16 protein-coding genes and 1 pseudogene are annotated in these 16,481 nt (G+C 57.6%); 4 read left to right on the top strand and 13 right to left on the bottom strand.

The features are described 5' to 3' along the window. Positions 1–238 precede the first annotated feature (238 nt). The 5 genes from OVA00_RS35070 to OVA00_RS35090 all read right to left on the bottom strand — a co-directional run bounded on the left by OVA00_RS35070 (position 239) and on the right by OVA00_RS35090 (position 6,924). Complete coding sequence (locus OVA00_RS35070) at positions 239–1,981, bottom strand: adenylate/guanylate cyclase domain-containing protein (RefSeq protein WP_268090699.1); 1,743 nt, start codon at positions 1,979–1,981, stop codon at positions 239–241. Between the two features lie 463 nt (positions 1,982–2,444). Further along, complete coding sequence (locus tag OVA00_RS35075) at positions 2,445–2,747, bottom strand: DUF982 domain-containing protein (RefSeq protein ID WP_082566340.1); 303 nt, start codon at positions 2,745–2,747, stop codon at positions 2,445–2,447. A 628-nt stretch (positions 2,748–3,375) separates the two neighbouring features. Continuing rightward, positions 3,376–4,167, bottom strand: coding sequence for an IS21-like element helper ATPase IstB (istB, locus tag OVA00_RS35080; RefSeq protein ID WP_089046329.1), 792 nt, complete (start codon positions 4,165–4,167; stop codon positions 3,376–3,378). Continuing rightward, complete coding sequence (gene istA / locus OVA00_RS35085; RefSeq protein ID WP_442780587.1) at positions 4,164–5,408, bottom strand: IS21 family transposase; 1,245 nt, start codon at positions 5,406–5,408, stop codon at positions 4,164–4,166. The genes istB and istA overlap by 4 nt, the downstream gene beginning before the upstream one ends. 868 nt (positions 5,409–6,276) lie before the next feature. Continuing rightward, positions 6,277–6,924: an MOSC domain-containing protein gene (locus OVA00_RS35090; protein ID WP_268090700.1), complete on the bottom strand. Its 648-nt coding sequence runs from the start codon at positions 6,922–6,924 to the stop codon at positions 6,277–6,279. A gap of 234 nt (positions 6,925–7,158) precedes the next feature. On the opposite strand from OVA00_RS35090, the gene OVA00_RS35095 reads away from it, so the two are divergent. From OVA00_RS35095 to OVA00_RS35105, 3 genes are all read left to right on the top strand, one after another. Next, a protein-coding gene (locus OVA00_RS35095; protein WP_268088988.1) for an IS3 family transposase occupies positions 7,159–8,285 on the top strand; the annotation gives its coding sequence in 2 pieces (ribosomal slippage) (positions 7,159–7,387 and positions 7,387–8,285; 1,128 coding nt in all). A gap of 569 nt (positions 8,286–8,854) precedes the next feature. Next, complete coding sequence (locus tag OVA00_RS35100; protein ID WP_268090701.1) at positions 8,855–10,933, top strand: methyl-accepting chemotaxis protein; 2,079 nt, start codon at positions 8,855–8,857, stop codon at positions 10,931–10,933. Between the two features lie 367 nt (positions 10,934–11,300). Beyond that, positions 11,301–11,492, top strand: a complete 192-nt coding sequence (locus OVA00_RS35105) for a hypothetical protein (RefSeq protein ID WP_034799920.1) — start codon at positions 11,301–11,303, stop codon at positions 11,490–11,492. 528 nt (positions 11,493–12,020) lie between these two features. Here the strand turns inward: OVA00_RS35105 and OVA00_RS35110 are convergent. The 3 genes from OVA00_RS35110 to OVA00_RS35120 all read right to left on the bottom strand — a co-directional run bounded on the left by OVA00_RS35110 (position 12,021) and on the right by OVA00_RS35120 (position 13,581). Next, positions 12,021–12,545 carry a hypothetical protein gene (locus OVA00_RS35110; RefSeq protein ID WP_127890334.1) on the bottom strand — a complete coding sequence of 175 codons (525 nt, stop codon included), beginning with the start codon at positions 12,543–12,545 and terminating at the stop codon, positions 12,021–12,023. A gap of 39 nt (positions 12,546–12,584) precedes the next feature. Beyond that, a complete protein-coding gene (locus OVA00_RS35115) occupies positions 12,585–13,025 on the bottom strand; it encodes a hypothetical protein (RefSeq protein ID WP_268090702.1) in 441 nt (146 codons plus the stop codon). Positions 13,026–13,197: 172 nt separating this feature from the next. Further along, complete coding sequence (locus OVA00_RS35120) at positions 13,198–13,581, bottom strand: hypothetical protein (protein ID WP_060519029.1); 384 nt, start codon at positions 13,579–13,581, stop codon at positions 13,198–13,200. Positions 13,582–13,802: 221 nt separating this feature from the next. On the opposite strand from OVA00_RS35120, the gene OVA00_RS35125 reads away from it, so the two are divergent. After that, the gene (locus OVA00_RS35125) at positions 13,803–13,931 is read left to right on the top strand and encodes a hypothetical protein (RefSeq protein ID WP_255382115.1); all 129 of its coding nucleotides are present in this window, start codon (positions 13,803–13,805) and stop codon (positions 13,929–13,931) included. An 88-nt stretch (positions 13,932–14,019) separates the two neighbouring features. Here the strand turns inward: OVA00_RS35125 and OVA00_RS35130 are convergent, their stop codons facing one another. The 5 genes and pseudogenes from OVA00_RS35130 to OVA00_RS35150 form a co-directional block, all read right to left on the bottom strand. After that, positions 14,020–14,262: a hypothetical protein gene (locus OVA00_RS35130; RefSeq protein WP_268090703.1), complete on the bottom strand. Its 243-nt coding sequence runs from the start codon at positions 14,260–14,262 to the stop codon at positions 14,020–14,022. A 328-nt stretch (positions 14,263–14,590) separates the two neighbouring features. Next, positions 14,591–14,851 (bottom strand): hypothetical protein, encoded by a 261-nt coding sequence (locus OVA00_RS35135; RefSeq protein ID WP_234798879.1) that lies wholly within the window; start codon positions 14,849–14,851, stop codon positions 14,591–14,593. A gap of 101 nt (positions 14,852–14,952) precedes the next feature. After that, complete coding sequence (locus tag OVA00_RS35140) at positions 14,953–15,210, bottom strand: hypothetical protein (RefSeq protein WP_034799927.1); 258 nt, start codon at positions 15,208–15,210, stop codon at positions 14,953–14,955. A gap of 26 nt (positions 15,211–15,236) precedes the next feature. Beyond that, complete coding sequence (locus OVA00_RS35145) at positions 15,237–15,419, bottom strand: hypothetical protein (RefSeq protein WP_034799928.1); 183 nt, start codon at positions 15,417–15,419, stop codon at positions 15,237–15,239. Between the two features lie 554 nt (positions 15,420–15,973). Next, a pseudogene (locus tag OVA00_RS35150) lies at positions 15,974–16,449 on the bottom strand (Lrp/AsnC family transcriptional regulator). Positions 16,450–16,481 lie beyond the last annotated feature (32 nt).

Consider the following 16,481-nt stretch of genomic DNA (forward strand, 5'->3'; position numbering starts at 1 on the left):
GTGCAAGCAATGCTGGACCACCTCAGCGCGGCCGGAGCAAGCCAAGCTATTGGCACCGGCCAAGATAGTCTGACTAACGTTACCTGCTGCGGACGCGATCTCATGGCTCGAGAGCGTTGTGCCTAGGCGGCGCACGTTCGATCAGGCGACCGCAAATCTCGCGCGCACCGGTCTTCCTCCTGGTAATGCTCGACGTTCGGTGTTTGCCGCTCGATCCGCCGCGAAACCTCGGCTTTCTTCACTCTGGCAATCCGGCCATGCGATAGCCTTCGATAAAGCGCTGGACTGTTTGTGGATCGCGAGCAGGTTGGGCCGCGGCCCAGTGGGAGATGGTGAATTTCGGAGCCATTGCCATGAAAAGTGCTGCTTCCCGCATTGCCTCGTCTGTGCGACCGAGTTGGGCAAGGCTGGCCGCCAGTATGCGGCGTGAGGGGCTGCGGTAAATCGCCTCCATGCGCAAGATCTTGACGGCTTCTTCATATTGGCAAGCAGCGTAATGGGCGAATCCAAGTTGCCAATAGTACCAGCCTGGCGGGTGCGGGTTGAGCCGAAGCGCCCTTTGGGCCAGTTCGACCGCTTCCGATCCGCGCCCAGCGAAGGCCACAAGTTCTGAACGGATGGCTAGGGCATCTGCATTGTTTGGTTCCAGCGTAAAGGTGGTTGCGAAGGCTTGATCAGATTCGGACCAGCGTTTTTCGTAAGCCCATAGATATCCGACGAACCAGTGACTGGCAGCATCGCCTTCGTCCAACGCAACTGCTTTGTGAGCTAGCTCAAAGGCCCTTGAGCGGTTCTCTTGGGTGGGTTCGATGCCTTGCGCCCATAATTGCCAATAAACAAAAGCCAGACAACGAAATGCCTCTCCATACTCGGCATCGATGGAGACTGCGTGGTTCAAGAGTATCTTGGCCTCGCGCAGCGCTTCTGGGGAACTGTTGAACGCTGAGATCAGAATTCGCCCCCTGACACAAAGATCATATGCTTCCAAGCTCTTCGGACGTTTGCGTGACGGTGGTCGCGCCAAGCGTCCAACGAGGGCCTCGACAATCTTGTCTGTGACTTCGTCCTGGAGACCGAAAATGTCTTCGAGATTTCGGTCGAAACGTTCGGCCCAGATGTGATCGCCGCAAGCGGCATCGATGAGTTGGACGTTGATGCGCACGCGACCGCCGGCGCGACGAGCGCTGCCTTCCAAGATGTAGCGAACACCCAGTTCGCGTGCGACTGCTCGAACGTCAGGTGATTTTCCCTTGTAAGCAAACGTCGAATGCCGGGCAATGACGAACAAGCCGGGATTTCTGGAAAGGTCGGTGATCAGGTCTTCTGTCAAACCATCCGTGAACACGTCCTGTTCGGGCTGACCGCTGAAGTTGGTGAACGGTAGCACGGCGAGGGACGGCCGCGCAGGCAGAGACAACTCTGTATCTTGTCCGTAGACCTTCAAGGCTGCGGGGTCGTAGAGCACACGATATACATGAACTTCCTCGGCGATATTTTTCAGGGATTTCGGGCCGAGATCATCGAAGCTGAGCGCGAGCTTCCGCTTGACTTGGTCGTGGATCGCCGCCGACAGGTAGATGGCGCCTGGGTCGACAAGGCTTTGTAGCCGGGCGGCGATGTTGACGCCATCGCCATAAAGGTCGCTGCCATCTATCAGGACATCGCCGAGATTGATTCCGGTGCGCAAGACGACATGGCGCGTCTCGGGCAAGGCAGCATTGGCGGCCTGCATCTTCCGCTGCAACTCAATCGCTCCGGCCAAGGCATTGACCGCGCTTGGAAACTCAATGAGAACACCGTCACCCATCAATTTGACGATGCGGCCGCCATGCGCACCTACGATAGGCTGGAGGATTGTCGTCCGACGCTCCTTCAGCGCTGCGAGCGTGGCGATTTCATCCTCCTCCATCAATCGGGAGTAGCCAACAACGTCCGCGACGACGATAGCGGCGAGGCGGCGATGAATGTGTTTTTCGGCCATTGAGCAGAAGGTTCCTCACTAGTTGCAAAGTGCAACGCGGTTATCTTTGCGGCCTGAGATTTTCGGCCACGATGGCCCCGTTTGGAAGCATACGCCTGTTGCAATCGGCACGACAGGCGCATGCTGACGTGCCCGGCTTCTTCAAGCCGCAACACGTGACAAAGACGCAGAGGAGGGATGTGCTGCACCTATTGATCGCGTGTTCTTGCGACAAGCCGGCGAACAAATGGCCGCGTCGGCCCGTTCAGCGACAGTTGCGCGGAGAAGAAAAACGAGCGACAAGTTCGGGAGGGCGATTGCAAGGGGTAGAGGCGAAGACCCACAATGAAGCAAGCGGAGAGCGCACGTTCGTGGTCGATCTCGCCGGTACGGATGCCGTGGACTCCGGGATTTTCACCTGGGATATCGTCCGGGACCTCGCTTACGGAGATTCGCGGAACTAGTTCCGAAGCGGTACTCCTGGTCAGGCCAGTGGCTTGCCGTGAGGTCCCGAACGCGCATGATAGTGGGCAGCGACGCCTGACGTTTGCATATTAGCCTCCATGCACGCACCAATGAAGGCCTCGCGCGCGACTGCAGAGGGAACCGAACGGTTCAGCGCGCCCCGGCATGTCGTCACGGCTCGTTCATAGCCCTGTCCGTGCCTTATCGGCCATTCATGCTCTAGAAAATCCAGCGCGTCGTAAACTGATGCGAATAGGCGGTTCGTTCCTGACTGTAAGCGAACAGATAATGGAACCGCCCAAAGTACCTCAGGAAGGCGCATGATGTCCCCCTTCCGTATCCTAACAGTTTGATAAAATAGAAATAAACTATAGATGACACTATACAGGTAGGGGCTTCGTTCTTCAACGTCCATGCACTAGTCATCTCGGGCGGCAACCTAGTACGTTCGCCGTACGGGGTGGCGAGAACTCCGTTCTGGAGGTATCAGCTACCGGCCAAGGGCCCTTCAAAGCGCCACCTTCGTCGTCTCAAAATCGATGGACAAAGAGTTATGGCGTCTGGGGCCTCCACGGAGACATCACTGTCAGTTGGCCGCCCGCTTGAGCCCCCAGATACGCATGAGTTCATTCGGCCCTGAAATGCCGGCGTTGCGGACGGATGGGTCGGCCGAGTTCCTTTTGGTCTGTCCCACCGCACGGGCAAACCATGTCCGAAGCCGTCCAAAAGGTAGTACGACAGCTGGATTTGCTTGGGCCCTTCCAGCGGCTCAGCGTACCCCACTCTTTTTCCTGTACTCGTCCGGACTGGGGCGCAATCTTCAGCACGTTCAGCGCTGTAAAAAAAACGCCCGCGTCGGCATTATGAGGGTCGACGACCCTTGTACAGTTATCAAGCGTCATCGTGAACTGGTCCTTAGGCGACACGCAAATCTGGTCCGCCAAGGGTGTTTAGTTACTCTCCATACCGGCTGCCGTCGTGGACTTCTGTAGAAGCCCGCTACGGCGCTTTTCTCGTAGCCTGTAGCTGTCGCCACGGATTGTGATGACGTGGCTGTGATGCAGCAACCGATCAAGGATAGCAGTTGCCACGACGGGGTCGCCGAACACTGTTCCCCATTCTCCGACACTGCGGTTGGAGGTGACGAGCATTGCACCCCGCTCGTAGCGCCTCGATACGAGCTGGAAAAATAAGTGGGCTGCATTGGGCTCGAGTGGAAGATAGCCAAGCTCGTCGATGATGAGCAGCTTGGGCTTGGCGAGAAACCCAAGTCGTTCTTCCAGGCGTCCTTCGCCATGTGCTCTCACGAGCGTTGCGACCAATGCCTGCGCCGTTGTGAACAACACCGTGTAGTTTTGACGGATGACCTCTCTTCCAAGCGCAATCGCGAGATGGGACTTCCCAACGCCAGGTGGACCGAGCAGCAGCAAGGCATCACCATTTGCCACCCAACGGGCGGTGGCGAGTTCTCGTATCTGTTGCGGATCGACACTGGGCTGCGCCTCGAAATCAAATCCCTCGAGATCTCGTGCATGCGGGAAATGCGCGATCTTCATCGCCATGATGATGCGTCTCTCGTCCTTCCTTGCAATCTCGCGTTCGCACAGGAATGCGAGCGTCTCGCGAATGGTGAGATCCGCGCGCGAGGCTTCGTCAAGAAGGTTGTCGAGCTGGTCGCGGATGGCGGTGAGCTTCAGCCGGCTCAGCCAGCCGATCAGCGTGTCGTGATCAACTGCCATCACCATTGCCCTCCGATCAACCGCTCATATTCCGACAGTGGGCGAAGAAGTTCGGGCAGCTTGGGAGCGGGCGGATCGGCCTGCGCGGCTTGCTTGACAGGCATGCCGAAGCCGCTGACGCCGACAAAATGGGCGGGATCCGTCAGGCGACGATGACGCCCGTGTGACTCGGCGTGGCTCGCGACAAGCTGACCAGCATGGAATACGCGGACCTGGCCACCGCTGATCCTCACCTCGACAATCTCGCCGATGAGCCGCCACGGGACTGAGTAGGCGTTGGTGTCGACCTCAACGGCGCAATCGGCGTGGACCTTGCGCAGCAGTTCTCGGATCTGACGAAATGGCGGCCTGCCATTTAGTGGGTGTAGCGTCATAGCTTCGTCGCGGACAAAGCGCTCAAGTGGTGGTTCGCCTGTCGTGCCATGGCATCGAAGATCGGCAACCGTGCGCATCCACCACGCAAGGTGCAGGTGAAGGCCTTCCATGCTGTCAAAGCTGTGTCCGGCAAGTGCGTTGTGCTTCACATACCCGACGCCTCGCTCGTCCTTGCCTTTGGTACGAGCCCGGTATGGTGCACATGCGCGAGGACGGAAGTCCCAATAGCGGGAGAAGGCATGCAGCCGATCGTTGAACACGACCTCGCGGGTCACCGCGTCGTGCCGTGTTACCAATGCCGCAGCATTATCGAGAAGGACCTCGCTTGTGACACCGCCAAAATGCCTGAAGGCTGCCTCCATCCCATCGAACCAGGCAGACTGACGGTCGTGGAGAAACGCCGTCGCGTATGTGCGACGCGAATAGCCAAGCGTTGCCACGAAGATGTAGACGCGGACTTTCTCGCCTCCGATCTCCATTCGCTTCTCGCCAAAATCGATCTGTATCTGATGGCCTGGCGGTGTCTCGAAGCGCATCGTCGCTAAAGCCGATGCCGCCAACTGCTGCCGATACCCCGCGACCGCTCGCTCAACCGTGCGCAGACTGACCTCAATGCCGAGTTCTCGAGCCAGATCCTGCCGCACGACATCAGCATTGCCGCCATGGCGAAAGAACCGCTCACGGACCCACGCTTCATGCTTCGAGAGCTGCGTTTCCCGGCGGGCTCGCCGATACCCGCGCCAGCCACCCGTCTCGATGTATCGCTGTACCGTCGTGCGCGAGCATCCCAGCTCCGCCGCGATCCGCCGCGTGCCCCACCCCAGCTTCTTGAGCCGCAGCATCGCAGTCACCTCGTCCGGTTCGAGCATCGCTTCTCTCCGCGCCAATCTCGCGGAGATCTTCGTACCTGTCTCAACGTCCATTAGTCCCTCCTAAGGTCTGAAAGGGGGACCAGTTTTAGGTGTCGCTACCGGACCAGTTTTACATGTCGCCTGACAACAGTGCCAGATGGACATGAGCGGCCAGTCTTTCTGCGTCGGCGAGCCCGTACCAGATCACCCCTTTCGTCAGGCGATCGGTTGGTGGCCGTTTCCATCTCACGCATTGCCCCACCCGTGGAAATACGACCAAATAAACACGGGATCGATAGACGCCGTGACTGCGGCAGGTGTGTTCAAAAATCTGTCGGATCAACGTTGCCATTTTCTCGGAACAAGTGCTGCCTGTTCGACGTTGAGCGACATTCGTCGGCTTCCACGGCCTTATAGGACGCGTGAGGCGACCAGCACATGCAGGACGGTAGTTAACGATGACACACGGCAATCAAGAGGCAATCGCTGGGAAAACATGCGTCACTCCAAAACCCACTCGCGCGCGCTCAGTCGAACCTTTCGAGACAGTCTACAACGGCCACTACGATCTCACGGAATTTATTGCCATCTACAAGTTACAACCTTTGGAAGCCCGCGAGATCCTGGAACGCATAGGCCCCTCACGGACGAAGCTCGACGCATACATGAATGAGCTTCGCGTTCAGGCCCAGAAGTAGTCAAAAGTCGCCCACGTCCTCGATCGTTCGGTGTGACGACCGCGATCAGCAAGTGCTCTGTCTGAACGACTCAACCGCGCCGGCGCTCGTTAAGCGGAGGGGGGTGGGGTCGGAGGCAAGTGTGGATGAGCCTCCGGCGGCACTATGGGCGACCAAGAGACGGATACCAGGCCACACTGCGTACCATCCTAAAACTTGATCTGGCCGTTCGAAAGAAAGGCCCGCAGCTTGGCGTGCACCGGCACGGACTGATAGAGGGCAATTAGTTCTGGCGACCCCCTCTTGCCATGGTGTCTTGCCATCTCTGTCATCGAGACGCGCTCTCCGGCGTAAGGCACGTACCGCACGAGCGCTCCTGCGGTGACGTAGCCGGGGTGAATAACACGGCAGTAAAAGCCGGGGCGAGCGACCTTTTTGTATAGTTTGGGAAAGCCATGATCTCCCATTCTATCCGCAAGTACTCGGCACGGCATCCGGGGCGCTGTTACTTCCATCACGAGATCGCCTATTAGGAGACGGTCGCCGACCGACACGATCTGGTTGTCCAAACCTGCAATACACAGATTTTCGCCAAATAGCCCGTGATTGATAGGCTTGTTGAGCGCCCTTTGCCACCAAAGGCGGGTTAGGTTTCCTTCAACGTAAACCGCCTGCTCGGGACCGCCGTGGTATTTTCCATTACAAACGGCGTCGTCTGCAAGACCCTCGAACCCAACGAAGACCGTTTCGCCTGTTGGGTGCTTGTTGATCCCGGTTTTCATCTTCTTGCCGGGTCTTTCTTCGGGTTTGCCAATGCACACCGCCAACACCTTCAGATCTCGCGTTGCGGCCTTCATGTACAGCCAACCTCCTCAATGATGCGCTTGCTCTCCCAGCGGTGCCTCATCCGCGAGCGCGCTTTGTGCCTGCCACCTTTCACGGTTGTTATGGAACCTCCTTTCTTCAACGGGCGCAACATCGACCATCGATCCTCATAGCGAGGTAGGCGAGTGTTTGGCGCGACGCCCACTTTGAATAGCACCGAGATTTGTAGACGCCTTCTTTCCTAATTTTGAGGCAAGAAGAGCATCATGAGCAAATCGAATTTCAGCGAAGAGTTTAAGCGTGACGCGGTGCGCCAGATCACGGAGCGAGGCTATCCGGTTGCCGAGGTTTCGCAGCGTCTCGGCGTCAGCCAGCATTCGCTCTACGAATGGAAGAAGAAGTTTGCTGCGTCGAACGCCAAGGGCAACGACGAGACCGAGGAGATCAGGCGGCTAAAGAAGGAACTGGCTCGCGTTAGCGAGGAGCGAGATATCCTAAAAAAAGCGGCCGCGTATTTCGCCAGGGATGCAAAGTGAAGTACGCGTTCATTGCTCTGCATCGCTTGCAGTTTTCGGTGCGGACGATGTGCCGCCTTCTGCGGGTTCATCCCAGTGGATTTTACACCTGGCTGAAGAACCCGCTGAGCAGGCGAGCCAACGAGGACAAACGACAGACCGATCTGCTCCTGAAGGCATGGGAAGAGAGCGGGAAGGTCTACGGTTATCGCAAGCTGCACGACGACCTTCTCGATCAGGGCGAGATATGCTGCCCGAACCGGGTTGCGCGTCTGACCCGTCTCGCCGGGATCAAGGCGCAGATTGGCTACAAACGCCGTCCCGGCATCTATGGCGGCAGGCCTGCCGTCGCTATCGACAACACGCTCGACCGGCAGTTTGACGTAGCGGCTCCGGACAAGGCCTGGGTCACGGACATCACCTATATCCGGACCTGCGAAGGTTTTGCTTATTTGGCCGTCGTCATCGACCTCTATTCCCGCCGGGTCATCGGCTGGGCGATGCAGAGCCGCCAAACCACGGACGTCGTATTGCAGGCTCTGCTCATGGCGGTGTGGCGACGCAAACCGAAGGACAAAGTGCTGATCCACTCCGATCAGGGCTCGCAATTCACCAGCATGGACTGGGCCTCGTTCCTCAGGCACCACAATCTGGTTCACTCGATGAGCCGACGCGGCAACTGCCATGACAATGCGGTGGCCGAGAGCTTCTTCAATCTTCTGAAGCGAGAGAGGATACGTCGCAGGGTCTACCGTTCACGCGATGAAGCTCGCCAGGACGTGTTCGACTACATCGAAATGTTCTACAACCCGAAACGCAAACACGTCAGGAACGGGATGCTGTCACCCGTCGAGTTCGAGAAGCAGCAGAAAATCTAACCCGAGGGTGTCTACGAAACTCGGGGCTATTCACTTCATCTCTACACGAAGGCGGCAGGGTCGGTATCAAATCTAGGGGAGGGGGAGAACGACGCAGTCTTCGAAAGGCGAACGTTTCTCGCTCGCTCCACTAAACAGTTGGAACCGCCGCCAGTTCCTATCCTCGCAATGAGCGTGCCGCCGGTTGCGTAAGCGTTCGGCTTCGCTTGCGCTCGAATTGAGCGATTTGAAGATGGGCGCCACGACCTGCGGGCGCCCCAGGGGAGCGGTGCTGCGCAAGTTTATATTTGCGGGGGGCATAAGAACAAGGTCTCGCCCGAAAATTGTATTTTCCATCGGTGAAACCAAAATCTGCGTTCCTCGCCGTTTGTGGGTGGAAATTGTCCCGGTTAACACAATCGAATAAACTACAAATTCACTTGATAATTATTGCAACTCAAAGGTGAGGTTGCTGACTATGCTGATGCCGTCTCGTATCAGTGACCCCATTATCCGTTCAATAACCAATTTATTCTATAGGATACTTGCTTCGGGCAATGCAGCCCGGTCCACCTGCTTTCATGTGAGGTATGGCCACTGGCGATAGAAATGAGTTCGGCACGCCAGCAGCGATATCCACATCAGGAATCGTCTTCATGAGAATTAAGAGCCAATTTATCGTTCTGGCATCGGTCACCGGTATGACCATGGCTGGCCTCATCACCAGTCTTTGGGGCTACGCGGGTGCAGCAGCTGATGTTACGCGGGCTTACGACCAGAAATATCACTCGTACATGCTGGCTGACAACTTCCGGCAATCGTCGGATGATTTGACTCGCCTCGTGCGTACCTACGCCGAGACGGGGGACCCTTCCTTCAAGGACCAATACAATGCGGTCGTTGAAATCCGCAATGGAACGCGACCGCGGCCCGAAGACTATCACCGCATCTATTGGGATTTCGTCGCAGGCGGGGACGCAAAGCCGCGTCCTGACGCAACGGCTGTTTCTATGCAAGAGCTGATGCAGCAGGCTGGTTTCACCAAAGAGGAATTCGCCCTCCTCGGCGAGGCGGGAAAGCGCTCTGATGCGCTGATCAAGCTTGAAACCGAGGCGATGGCGCTCGTTGACAACGCCGCCAAACTTGGCCCCGAAGCCAAGAGCAAGGCGACGAAAATGCTGAACTCGCCGGACTATCACCGATTCAAGGCCGAGATCATGAAGCCGGTGGATGCCTTCTATGTGAAACTGGAGCATCGCACGCAAGCGGCCGTCGACGAGGCCAGTGTCAAGGCATCGTTCTATTGGATGCTCATCACCATCGCCATGTCCGCTTTGGCGCTCATGCTTTTCATCGTCGGATTCGTCACCTTCAAACGAATTATCGGGGGCATGTACAAGCTTGGGACTTCCATGGGCCTCGTTGCTGAGGGTCAACTGGACGCGCAGATCGAACTTGCTCGCAATGCCGACGAAATCGGCGACATGGGCAAGGCCCTCGAAGTCTTCCGCCAGGGCGCGATCACCAACCGGCGGCTTGAGCAGGAAGCTCAGGAAAGCCGCAAACGCGCCGAAGTCGAGCGCATTGCGATGCAGGAAAAGGCCGAAAATGATGCCGCTGAACGCTTGCGCGTCGCAACGTCGGGCCTTGCAGCCGGCCTCAAGAGACTGGCATCAGGCGATCTGGCCTTCCAGATTAACGATGCCTTCGCGCAGGATTTTGAGACACTTCGCCACGATTTCAATCAGTCCGTTGCTCAACTCGGCACGACCCTTGTGCAGATTTCCGGGTCAATTTCGACCCTCGATACCGGCACGCGCGAGATCGCGGTCGGAACCGACGACCTTTCGAAACGGACCGAGCAACAGGCTGCGTCGCTCGAAGAGACCGCGGCGGCGCTTGACCAGATTACAGTCAACGTCGCCAATTCCTCCAAGCGAACTGAGGAGGCAAAGGGGGTTGCAAGCCGCGCCAACCGTTCGGCAGCCGAATCCGCCCAGGTCGTATCCCACGCCGAAGAGGCCATGCGAAAGATCGAGGAAAGCTCACAGCAGATTTCCAACATCATCGGCGTTATCGACGAGATCGCTTTTCAGACGAACCTCCTCGCTCTCAACGCCGGCGTTGAGGCGGCCCGGGCGGGAGAAGCCGGCAAGGGCTTTGCGGTCGTTGCCCAGGAAGTTCGAGAACTCGCCCAGCGTTCTGCACAGGCTGCCAAGGAAATCAAAGGCCTGATCGACAACTCTTCCGCAGAGGTGGACAACGGTGTGAAACTCGTCCGTGACGCAGGCTCTGCGTTGAAAACGATCAGTGGCTTCATTGTTGAAATCAACACCCACATGGAATCGATCGCCACATCTGCGAAAGAGCAGTCCGCCGGGCTTGCCGAAGTCAACACCGCAGTTAACGCGATGGATCAGACGACGCAGCAGAATGCGGCAATGGTGGAGCAGTCCAATGCGGCTTCCAACACACTTGCGAATGAGGCGGTGCGCCTCAGAGGACTTGTCAGCCAATTCAAACTCCAAGGCGCAACTCAGAGTCCCTTGGCGAACGGGCGAACGACCACAAGAAACGACAGCTCTCAGCCGCATCGGTCGACGCGTAGGACGGCAGCCTACCACGGCAATGCAGCACTCGATGTCAGCAGCGACTGGCAGGAGTTCTGAGCCGCCTGGCCGTCAAAGCAGGTAGAAATACGGGCCTGGCAAGTTTGCCAGGTTTGCTGGCTGCTTTTAGCTGGCGCCCTTCTGTGGTTCTAAGGTGCGACGTTGACCATTTCAGGATCCATGGTCAACGTCGTTCAATTTGGATCGCAGCTAGGTCTCGGTATGGCGGAACACAACGCATGCGGGCACCTGCAGCACTGCTCAGTCACAGGAAATCGACTTGCGGGAAACCCGCGATCCGATGCCACTGAATTTAGTTTGCTCCTCACCAATCGTTTACTTCCTAACGGCTGCTCCATGAGTATCATCGCCTTGATGCCGGGGGCGGCGTCATTCGGGGCAATTTGTCGTCTTGGGAGAGCAACAAATGAACCTGGAGAATTCGAGCATCGCACCGAACGACGTTGCGCTGCTCCAGAGCGTGCTTGACGCATGGTGCCGTCATCAAAAGATCAGCCGAAAAGACGCCACAGCGGAAGCGAAAATCCTCATCAACGAGTATCGAAGAGGCGTTCGTTCTCAGATCGGGTTGATCGACGCGCTCGCCAAGCAGCAGTAGGAGCCGATGGCTTCCCATCGGCCATTTCGACGGGAACAGTTGCTGAGGGTGCATCGGCGCCATCAGCTTTTGGACCCTTCGCAAGCCGTCATCGTTCCACCGGATTGCTGCAATATCGAAGTTGGAGCAGTCTGCCCGCGGACGTCGCCCTCTGACGGGCCGCGTCCAATAGCGCTGCGAAGTACTTCCTGCCTCCCAGCCACTTGCACAGAGGTCGCCGAGTGGGGTTCAGGATTAACGAGGTGCGAGGCAGTCCTCACAAATGCCGCAACCGTCGACATCCATCAGTGAGGCGAGGTGCTTCTGTTGGCAACAGAGGCACACTACGGTATCGGACGTGTTTCGTGGCTCGCGTTCAGGCGGAAGAATTTCGATCTGTCGGTCAGAACTGGCACGGGTTGTCTGTCGATTCATCTCGGGGCTCCATGTCGAAGACGCCACAGAGATAGGAAGCCGTTAAACCGACGCAAGATGTCGATCGCGACGCTCCTTAAAGCGGGACCAAGATGGGGGCGATCCAGCTCGCATTTAATGCGCCTCAAACCGATCCAGCATACTCTGAAGTACCGCATTTTCCTGTCGAAGCTTCCGAACCAGACGCTTTTTCAGCCGGAGGTTTGCATCCTGGAGTGACGCCAGCTCGTCAACAGTGACTGCAATTGCAATGTGCACTGACTTTGTTGGCACGCGCCGCGCCAAACCCGTCGAACGAGGACGCTTCGAACGCTCGGGCGGCTTTACCGGGAAGGTGGCGTTGGCTGACGCATCTGCCGAGCTTGTCTTGGGGACGACACTCTCTTCTGGCACTTCTGGTTGACTAGCGGTTGTTGGGGCATCATCGACCGCCGCAGCCACTGAATTGAGCGGTTCCGTAACCTCCGGTGGCTGGTCACCAATTCGAGCTTCAGCAAGAAACAGATGTGGGACTTCGGCCTCCGCCTCACGCACAAATGCCTTCAGATCGGTGTCGCCCCAAATAGAGGCTGGTCGACCTGTCGAACGTCGGCGCGCCGATTTCACTTCGACAATGAACTTTCGCTGTTGTGGCTTCATCGATATCCAGGGACCAAAGCTGGTTCAGCGCGTAAAGCGTCAAAATCGCTCTAGCATCTTCTTGAGTTGGGCGTTCTGTAGCACCAGCTTCTCCGAAAGCTGACGCCTTAGCATTCTTATTTCCTCATCCAGGGCGGCCACGTCATCGGCTAAAGAGATCGGCTGCTTGGGAGCACGGAGGCTCGGTGAGCCATACTCGACCCGAGGATCCACCGCAACGGAGGCGCTTGATCTCTTGTCTCTTGTTTGCCGTCGGTGTGGTTTGCGTGCGGGTCGATCCGCCTGCTCGGGCGCCTGACCGCCCAAAAGGTTTGTGCTGTGGCTGGCGGTCTCGAAATCAACCGCATTTGCTCCGCCGGTCCGGACATTGTTTTTGACTTCGCTCGGCTCCGGGTCGGCAGCGTTTGTGACCGCATCCGTCGTTTGAGTACTTGCAGGAGGATCCATTCCTGCCAAGGGCGCATCCGAGCTTTCGCTCACGGGCTCCGATATAGATTCCCGGGGCTCGACAGCTCTGCCTCTTGAGGTCAGATCAAGTAAGAACTTCCATGGTGATTTCATGATATCTCGTCATCCAGGATTGCGCCATGCCATCTCCGAAGGATGCTTTGACGAAGACCGATCGCGTAGACGATCGGTCTTTCATTAACACTCAGCTGAGCCCGAGCCGCTTGCGCAACTCAGCATTCTCGGCCCGCAACTTATCGCCGAGCTCCCGGCGAAGCCGCGAATTCTCTTTCTCCAGCTGAAGAAGATCCGCGATCTCGTCATGTACTTGCGATTGCGCGGCCGTCCTCTTGTCGTCGTTCTTCCTTGCGGCGTTTGCCCTTGCGGCGCGCTTCGGTTGACTTGCAGTTTTCGCCTCGGCCGAAGTTTCCTTGCGCTTCCGGCCTTTCCCGGCGCTCGGTGCGGGGCTTGACTCTGCCGTGGCAGCGTCCACTTTTTTTGCTCGTGGTCCGCGCTTCTTAGGCGCTGCCACTTCCGCCGGAGCGGTCGCAGTAACCTGGTTGTCGTCCAATTTGACCTCATCTGCCATAAGTCTATTTCCTCTCTGCGGATCGAAAGCATTTGTCCGACGCGCGAAATATGACAGCCACACCACCCGCGGTCGAGACATCAACGATATCAGTGCTACATTGCGCGAGGCCGACCGAGGCAAGTTTGCCAGCGACGAAGATGTGGCGACGTTGTCGGAAGGAAGTCAAGTCTGCCCGTCAATCATGAGTGGGGAGCCTATCCGCTGGTCAGGGCTCTGCAGTGCTTGATGAGATCGGCGCGCTTATCGAGAAGGGCGATCCGGATGTGACGCCTCGCGTGGTGGAAAAGACATCGTCGACATTGCCCGATCGCTGGCGCGTGCGCAAACGCCTCGATAGCGCCTGGTAAGGAGCATGCATCCAGCGAGTTGGACCTGCTCGGGACTAGGCTCGATTGCTTGACTTGGGCCGGCGGGAGGCGAACCTGCGTCAGGGTGCTATTTGATAAAACCTGGAAACTGGACTTCTTCTCGATTCACACCTTCGGAATCTAACCGAATGGGGGCGGGATCCGGGGGGGCGCCCATGTAACTATGTGCGACAAGCCAGTCGCGCAAAATAGTCTCAATTGCGGCGGCTCGACCGGCAGGGGACGGTGAAAGCTCCGGGTCGGTCATGTAGGCCGCGAGCCCGGCTTCGATGTCATCAGCAAGGGGAGGCAGGTCTGCGAAACCGGACATGAAAGACTCCTCTGTATCTCACCGATATAACGAGCTTTCATGGCGCCTGTTCCCAGCGAGTTGAACAATTGCTCCAACGGCTCATTTACCCGACAGCGGAACTCTTGTCGGTGCGAAGCAATTGACGGCATCCGTCGGCGGTAACCATTCGAAGAGAAGCTTCTCGCGCAAGAACCGGCTGTCGGCACGTGGTTCTAAGAGATTGCCTGACGGATACGGCTTGGACGCCGCCCTCTCGGCTATCCCCGGGCTGTGGTCGGACCAGCCGACCGCGGCGATACATGTTTTCATTGGGACATGCCGGCAGCGTGGTTGGCTCTACGTGCAATCAATGCCGTGTGGGCTCCGACGTAAGCTCCACGAAGCGGCCGATTGACCAAAGATAGGCAACAATTTGCCATCTCAGAGGGTCGCGGTTTCCGTATTTCTCTAGTATCCGGTCAAGGGTTCTGCTCGCTTGGGTCTGCTCGTCGATTTCGCCAATTACGTAGCTGTCGTGGCCGACAGCGCAAATGTCGCAGCCTACTTCGAGGACGTCGAACACGAATGCCGGTATTTCGCTGGCGTCCATCTGGCGTCGTTCGGTCATGGCTCGTCCCTCCGCTGTACTCGTTTGTCAGGGTTCGATCCCTTTGTGCGACAGGGAGAACCCTGTCCCTTCGTAAAGGCATGGGCTTGGGCCGCGGTCGATCATGGAAACAGTCGCTCATCCGTGAGAGTGAGCAGGACCACGACCTCTGTCTGCAAGTCGGCGCAGATCTGTTGATATTCGGTGATCAGCTGGATGCGAGCCGGGTACTCCTGCAAAAGATCGTCGAGAGCCGAGGCGGCCAGCGCGTAAGCCTCGAAGAGATCGAGCAGATCAGGGTCTTTCGCAAGGCGCAGCTGGGGGCGATGGCGGGGTAAAGCCATCTCCAGGCGGGCTCGTCCCAGGTGCATGAGTCTCATGGCTGGTCCCCCGTTTCCGCCAGAGCCTAATTCGAGGGTGCGACCGACGTTGGAAGGACAGTGGCGACTTGCTGGCGAGGGGTGTTCGAGAGCGCGCTGCCCACGAACAGGTAGCCGCCGATGACGACCATCGCCAGGAGCATCACTCCGATCGGAAGCCCTGTCGAGAATTTTCGCTCTGGTTGGTTATAGCGGTATTGCTCGTACATCCTGAGTTCCTTCGATCATCAGCGACACCAGGGCGAACCGAAGGGACGATAGGCCGCCCTGGTGTCGTTGTTCGCCCGCAGCGCGCAGGGGAGCTGGCCATGGGCTAAAAGAAAATCTAGGGCGGCTGGCGCTGGCAGCTACGGTATTAGGACCATTGCGGAGGGATTATCAGACTGAAGTCCCATGGCGGAACATTTTCCCGCACCCTACGTTTCCATGCGCGTTTTCTGCAATTTTCGTGGCAAAGCCTGGAAGCCGCACTCGCCCTATCAAAGCGCTTTCCGATAAAGAGCTGTCTTAAAAAGTATGGCCCCGTCGGGGGCACGACGAGGCCAGAGGCTCTTATCGAAGAGACTTCACTGGGGGACATTGGTGAAGCCTTGTGCCTGACCCTGATTGGGGAAACAGAATCAAGACAACGTGGAAACGCCCGCATCGCGAAATCGTTCCGGGATCTCAGCAAGAAAAGATGGCCTCGAGCGAGGTGCAGGAAACGTCTTGTTCCGAAAAGGTGAACGCGCCGGCGCAAAGGCGAAGTCAATTCGCAAAAGGGTCAAGTCGCCACGAGAAGCGACACTGGCACAACTGGGTCTTCCTTGACGGTCCTCGTGACGACGTAGGTGAAGTAGCGGGCGATTCCGAGTTCCCAGTCGAGAAGCGTGTCGATCAGGCGCTGGTAGGCGTCGATGTCGACAGCGACGATCTTCAGGACATAGTCAACGCCACCGCCGACTGACCAGCAGCAGACGATTTCGGGAATGTCGCGAACAACCCGCTCGAATCTGTCGAAGTCGACTTGGCGGTGGCTGGCAAGTGTCAATTCGACCATGGCGCTTGCGACGGGGCTACCCGTCGAAGAGATAGGCGCGCGTGATATCCGCTGATGATGCCGGCCTTTTCCAATCTGCGTAGCCGCATCCAGCAGGGCGTGGCAGAAAGGCCCGCCTTTTCTGCGAGTGCAAGCTTGGTGATGCGGCCATCCCGTTGGATGGCGTCGAGGATGCGTAGGTCGATCGCGTCAAGTCTCATGGCAAACTCCTGAGGCGGTATCGCGCTCTGGT

The organism is Ensifer sp. SL37, assembly GCF_026672675.1.
Lineage (GTDB): Bacteria > Pseudomonadota > Alphaproteobacteria > Rhizobiales > Rhizobiaceae > Ensifer > Ensifer adhaerens.

Excerpts from the sequence above, each read along its gene's own strand:
- OVA00_RS35070 (WP_268090699.1), bottom strand. The coding sequence starts at position 1,981 with ATGGCCGAAAAACACATTCATCGCCGCCTCGCCGCTATCGTCGTCGCG.
- OVA00_RS35075 (WP_082566340.1), bottom strand. The coding sequence starts at position 2,747 with ATGCGCCTTCCTGAGGTACTTTGGGCGGTTCCATTATCTGTTCGCTTA.
- istA (WP_442780587.1), bottom strand. The coding sequence starts at position 5,408 with ATGCTCGAACCGGACGAGGTGACTGCGATGCTGCGGCTCAAGAAGCTG.
- OVA00_RS35090 (WP_268090700.1), bottom strand. The coding sequence starts at position 6,924 with ATGAAGGCCGCAACGCGAGATCTGAAGGTGTTGGCGGTGTGCATTGGC.
- OVA00_RS35100 (WP_268090701.1), top strand. The coding sequence starts at position 8,855 with ATGGCCACTGGCGATAGAAATGAGTTCGGCACGCCAGCAGCGATATCC.
- OVA00_RS35105 (WP_034799920.1), top strand. The coding sequence starts at position 11,301 with ATGAACCTGGAGAATTCGAGCATCGCACCGAACGACGTTGCGCTGCTC.
- OVA00_RS35110 (WP_127890334.1), bottom strand. The coding sequence starts at position 12,545 with ATGAAGCCACAACAGCGAAAGTTCATTGTCGAAGTGAAATCGGCGCGC.
- OVA00_RS35120 (WP_060519029.1), bottom strand. The coding sequence starts at position 13,581 with ATGGCAGATGAGGTCAAATTGGACGACAACCAGGTTACTGCGACCGCT.
- OVA00_RS35130 (WP_268090703.1), bottom strand. The coding sequence starts at position 14,262 with ATGTCCGGTTTCGCAGACCTGCCTCCCCTTGCTGATGACATCGAAGCC.
- OVA00_RS35135 (WP_234798879.1), bottom strand. The coding sequence starts at position 14,851 with ATGACCGAACGACGCCAGATGGACGCCAGCGAAATACCGGCATTCGTG.
- OVA00_RS35140 (WP_034799927.1), bottom strand. The coding sequence starts at position 15,210 with ATGAGACTCATGCACCTGGGACGAGCCCGCCTGGAGATGGCTTTACCC.
- OVA00_RS35145 (WP_034799928.1), bottom strand. The coding sequence starts at position 15,419 with ATGTACGAGCAATACCGCTATAACCAACCAGAGCGAAAATTCTCGACA.